General features: G+C 46.5%; 4 protein-coding genes. 1 reads left to right on the top strand and 3 read right to left on the bottom strand.

Features of this window, described 5'->3' with window-relative positions; all coding sequences use genetic code 11:
* Positions 1-424: 424 nt before the first annotated feature.
* Positions 425-1,513: an SMP-30/gluconolactonase/LRE family protein gene (locus AKL11_RS16105; protein WP_067519246.1), complete on the top strand. Its 1,089-nt coding sequence runs from the start codon at positions 425-427 to the stop codon at positions 1,511-1,513.
* A 17-nt stretch (positions 1,514-1,530) separates the two neighbouring features.
* Here AKL11_RS16105 and AKL11_RS16100 read toward each other — a convergent pair whose 3' ends face one another.
* Genes AKL11_RS16100 through AKL11_RS16090 form a run of 3 tightly spaced genes read right to left on the bottom strand, consistent with a single transcriptional unit; the run spans position 1,531 to position 5,119 of the window.
* A complete protein-coding gene (locus tag AKL11_RS16100; RefSeq protein ID WP_067519243.1) occupies positions 1,531-3,474 on the bottom strand; it encodes an acetoacetate--CoA ligase in 1,944 nt (647 codons plus the stop codon).
* A 22-nt stretch (positions 3,475-3,496) separates the two neighbouring features.
* Positions 3,497-4,453: a hydroxymethylglutaryl-CoA lyase gene (locus tag AKL11_RS16095; protein WP_067519241.1), complete on the bottom strand. Its 957-nt coding sequence runs from the start codon at positions 4,451-4,453 to the stop codon at positions 3,497-3,499.
* 51 nt (positions 4,454-4,504) lie between these two features.
* A complete protein-coding gene (locus tag AKL11_RS16090) occupies positions 4,505-5,119 on the bottom strand; it encodes a hypothetical protein (RefSeq protein WP_157673603.1) in 615 nt (204 codons plus the stop codon).
* Positions 5,120-5,281 lie beyond the last annotated feature (162 nt).

The following is a 5,281-nucleotide window of genomic DNA, read 5'->3' as shown; positions in this document are numbered from 1 at the left end:
TTTGCCTGACTGGACGCAATATTTGAAGAAAGGAACTCCGCCGCATGCATTGGAGTCAAAGGCTGAATCAATGAGTGATAACGAGGCTGCCCAGCAACTGCAGTCTGCCAGAGAATCACTGTTTCAAGGCATCTTTAAGCGAAAGGCCTGAAATCATGGGTTTATACTCTTTTCAGGCTCATTTTGGGATTGGAAAATACTGTCTTGGACGCGTATCCGGACTTTCAGTCCGTAAATCTAACCCACCGGCTTTAGCCGGTGGTTGTTGAGTTGGTGCCTTTCAGTGGGTGCATTGTGTCTCCGCGATACAAATTTTGGCAGAGGATGATCCCGTCAATATCTGGTGCCAACGAATGAGAGCGTTATTTAACGGGTATGGTGAAAAGGCCAAACGGGCCATTTAATACGCAGGTAGAGACATAATATGAAACCTCAGATAGTCGCTTTCCTGATGATGTTCTCCTGTTCAACTTTGCTGGCAGCCCAGATCGATCCAGTAGCGTGGGAAGCACCATCAAGCAAAGGTTATACAGGCAGCTTTGCAACTAATAACAGGTTGGCAGACCTTAAGTATATTGATCTTAAAGGCCGGTCTGGTCCAGAAGACGTCGTATTAGGCAACGATGGTTATCTTTATGGCGCCACCCATGACAGCGCCATCATCCGAATTGATATAAAGACTGGCACCACTGAGACATTGGCATCTACTGGTGGACGCCCTCTTGGCCTTGCTTTTGGCCCTGATGGATTGCTTTATATTGCAGATGCCTTTCTTGGCTTAATGGTTCTGACTGAAAAGAATGAAGTCGAGTTACTGGCGGATAAAACAGCATCCGGTTCACCGATTCTCTATGCCAATAATCTGGATATCACGAAGACAGGTGTCATCTATTTTACCGATTCCAGTACCCGTTTTGGGGCTGCAGCCAGTGGCGATACCCTTGCGGCATCCATGCTGGATTTGATGGAACATCAAACCACTGGCAGGGTTTTGAAGTATGACCCGGCGTCTAAAACGGTGGACGTGGTGACGGATGGTTTTAACTTTGCCAACGGTATTGCACTCTCCGAGGATGAACAATACCTTCTGGTGATTGAGACGGGAGCCTATACCGTCCATCGTATCTGGTTAGATGGGCAAAAGCAGGGACAGCGTGAAGCAGTGTTAACCAATATGCCTGGTTTTCCGGATAACCTGACCCGGGCATCAGGCAATACCTTCTGGCTCGGGTTGGTTAGCCCAAGGTCAACGGCGATTGATAAGCTATCCGGCTGCCCATCTCTTCGTAAAATCGTACAAATGCTGCCCGAAATCCTAAGGCCAAAACCGCAGCGATACGCTCATATTGTTCATATTGACGGCGATGGTCAGGTACTGGAAACATTGCAGGATGCAGAAGGTCGCTATGCCATGAATACGGGGGCGATCTCCGGCCCGAATGGTGAACTGATTATCACCAGCCTGACAGAGCCAAGGCTGGGTTATCTGGAAGCAGGCTGGGACAAAAAATGAGCTATCACAGTGATAGCTTATGTTGATAGCTCAGGCCGATTCTTATAAAGCGCCAATGCTTCTGGATTTGCCAGAGCATCGGTGTTTTTTACCGGACGGTTGTGAATCACTTCTCTTACCGCCACCTCAACAATTTTGCCACTGATCGTCCGGGGAATATCCGGCACTTGCAGTATTTTAGCTGGTACATGTCGTGGGGTTGTATTGCTGCGTATTGTCGTACTGATTTTTTTTGCCAGCGCTTCATTTAACTCAAGCCCATCTCTGAGCTGAACAAAAAGAACGATTCTGGTGTCATCCCCCCATTCCTGACCCACCGCAATGCTATCAAGCACTTCAACGACTTTATCCACCTGACGATAGATTTCTGCTGTGCCAATACGCACTCCACCAGGATTCAGCACGGCGTCTGCACGACCATGAATAATAACGCCATCATTCTTGGTGAGTTCGCCATAATCACCGTGTGCCCAAACGCCATTAAAGTCATCAAAATAAGCGTTGTGATACTTACTCCCGTCCGGATCATTCCAGAAACCAATGGGCATGGATGGAAAGCTGGACCGACAAACCAATTCACCTTTCACGGCAACTTGAGGGTTGCCCTCATGATCGACAAATTCCACGTCCATGCCCAACCCTCTGCATTGCAACTCACCTCGATAAACCGGCAGTATCGGGCAGCCTAAAGCAAAGCAGGACATAATATCGGTTCCACCAGAAATGGAGGAAAGGCGAATATCCGATTTTACATCACGGTAAACGTAGTCGTAACTTTCATGGAGCAAGGGCGAACCGGTGGAAAGAACCGCTTTCAGATTCTCAAGGTTATGAGATTTGGCAGGTTTCACACCTGCTTTCTGTAATGCAGCAATGTATTTTGCACTGGTGCCAAAGATAGAAGTTTGTTCTTCCTCGGCCATGTCTATTAATGATGCCGGTTCTGGATAAAAGGGCGACCCATCATAAAGGACAACTGTCGCTCCAATAGCCAGTGAGGATACCAGCCAGTTCCACATCATCCAGCCGCAGGTGGTGAAGTAGAAAATGGTGTCATCCGGTTTCAAATCTTTATGAAGTCCAAGTTCTTTCAAATGTTGCAGCAGTGTTCCACCATGGCCGTGCACGATGCACTTGGGCACGCCGGTAGTGCCCGATGAATACATGATGAAGAGAGGGTGGTTAAACGCTACGGGTTCAATAATGACGTCTGTAGTAGTACTGCTGCAAAAATCTGACCAGAGCACACACTTTGGTAAATCCGTCGTCATCAGCTTGGTATTCAGAAACGGAACTATCACGGACTGCTGAATAGATGGAATCTTCTCCAAAATAGCGCGTATTTTTTCAAGGCAGTCGATCTGCTTGCCGCCGTAAAAATAGCCATCCATGGTAAGCAACAGTTTTGGTTCAATTTGACCAAATCGATCCATTACCCCCTGAATGCCAAAATCCGGTGAGCATGATGACCAGATAGCGCCCAGAGAGGTCGCTGCCAGCATAAGGATAACCGTCTCCAGGCAGTTGGGCATTAACGCGGCAACACGATCGCCTTTTGAGACTCCAGCATTCATCAAGCCTTGCTGAGCTGAAGCAACGGCTTCATACAGCTGTTGATAATTTAGTGTACGTCGATAGCCGTTTTCCCCTCGAAAGATCAGTGCTGTTTTGTCATCGCGCCTTTTCAGGAGGTGTTCCGCATAATTCAAAGTGGAATCAGGAAACCATTCAGCGCCGGGCATTTTATCGTTGACCAGAATGGCTGATGGCTGATGATGGAAAATGACTTGATAAAAGTCAGACAGAGACTGCCAGAAACGAGGGCGATCCTCGATACTCCAATGATGAAGTGTTGGGTAGTCCGGCATGAATAAGCCAGTATGGTTTTGCACATACTCAATAAACCCATGAAGGTTCGATGAAGCTATGGCTTCTTGATCAGGTTTCCATAATGCAGTCATGGAATATCTCTTGTTCTTTTTCTTATGAATTCAGGTTTGAGTGTACCAGAGCCACACCCGCATTGGAGCGAGATGGAATGCCAAGCTCCCTATGAATAAAGCGGGCGGTGTTTAAGAGCGCCTCTAGATCAATGCCGGTCTTAATCCCCATGCCTTCCAACATGTAGACGACATCTTCCGTCGCCACATTACCGGATGCTCCGGGTGCATAAGGGCAGCCACCAAGCCCCGCGATAGATGAGTCAATCACGGTTAACCCTTCTTCCAGCAGTGCATAAATATTGGTTAAGGCCTGACCATAAGTATTATGAAAATGAGCAGCAAGCGATTGAATAGGGGTGTTCTTGGAACAGGCTGCAAAAATGCGTTTTGCTTTGAGCGGCGTACCTACGCCAATCGTGTCGCCCAGAGAGATTTCATAACAACCCATTTGCCAGAGTGCATTAGCAACAGTGGCAACCTGTACCGGTGATACTTCGCCATCGTATGGACACCCCATCACGCAGGAAACATAACCTCTGACCTTCAGGTGATGCTTTTTAGCCGCGTCCATGACCGGTTCAAACCGTTGAAGGCTCTCTGTTATTGTACAGTTGATATTTTTCTGGCTAAAACCCTCAGAGGCGGAAGCAAAAACAGCCACCTCATCAGCACCTGCTGCTATTGCAGCTTCAAAACCTTTTAAGTTTGGTGTTAAGGCGCTATAAACGACACCGGATTTTCTGTTCAATGCTGAAAATACATCCTGCGAGCCAGCCATTTGCGGTACTGCCTTAGGCGACACAAAGCTACCCGCTTCAATCCGTTTAAGCCCGGTTGAGGCTAAACGATCAACCAATTCAGCGCGTAGGCTTGCAGAAAAGGTTTCCGGCTGATTCTGCAAACCATCTCTTGCGCCCATTTCTACCAACGACACTGATTCTGGAAATTTTTGTGCAAGAGTAGAGATAAATGGCGGCTTTTTATTATTTTTATCCATAAGCAAAGTTGGAGCAGTTATGCCCCACTCCAGAGTTTGAGTAGCATTTTATCAGGATGTTAATGCATCCTCTTTTTGAGCAAAAAACTGCCTGAGTTTATCATTATCGCATTCAAAGAGTTTATGGTAATTCGTACAAAATTTCTCTTCATCAGGTTCCAAAAGTACTTCAAGGGAAGGAATGATACCCAACTTCCATGCTGGCAATTCTACGTTATGGTATTGACAAAGAGCACAGACCAGCATTTCAGCAATTCCCCCCGGTCCTCTAAGTACTGGAGCAAACTGTACATACCACCAGTGAATTCTGGGTATCGCGTTGTGGTTACCGGATCGAGCACGTTCAATTAATTGATAAATGTGTTTCATTCCTTTCTTAATACTGTAAGGAAGGCCGTGAAGCATGATGGCGGCTTCAAACTCACCATTTAATCCTTGGGCGTAGACTTTCGGATCCTTATCAAAGGAAGAACGATAATCATCGCCACCGACCCATTGACCATCACGGCTAACAGCTCGGAACAGAAAACGGGTCAGGGGGATAGCTTTTCCATCAATGAACCCTTGAACGGTGCCCCCTCTCATTCCATCAACACCATCATTATCTCTCCTTTTGATGGTGTTAAAACACCCATTGTCCTTCACAAAATTTTTATCATAAACCAAAACTCATTTGAAACATACGGTTCTAAATGAGCAGATAAATTGATCCAAAGCATGAAACGAAAAACGATTCAAGACGTATAATTACAGATCATTTTTTGCCATAACTATTCGATTCATGCTTAAAGTCCTACACGATAAATGGAATCAATCCCCAGAATGCCT

This window comes from Endozoicomonas ascidiicola, from assembly GCF_001646945.1.
GTDB classification, from domain to species: domain Bacteria; phylum Pseudomonadota; class Gammaproteobacteria; order Pseudomonadales; family Endozoicomonadaceae; genus Endozoicomonas; species Endozoicomonas ascidiicola.
The sequence above is the reverse complement of the archived record's forward strand: the minus strand, read 5'-3'. Positions and strand labels throughout refer to the sequence as shown.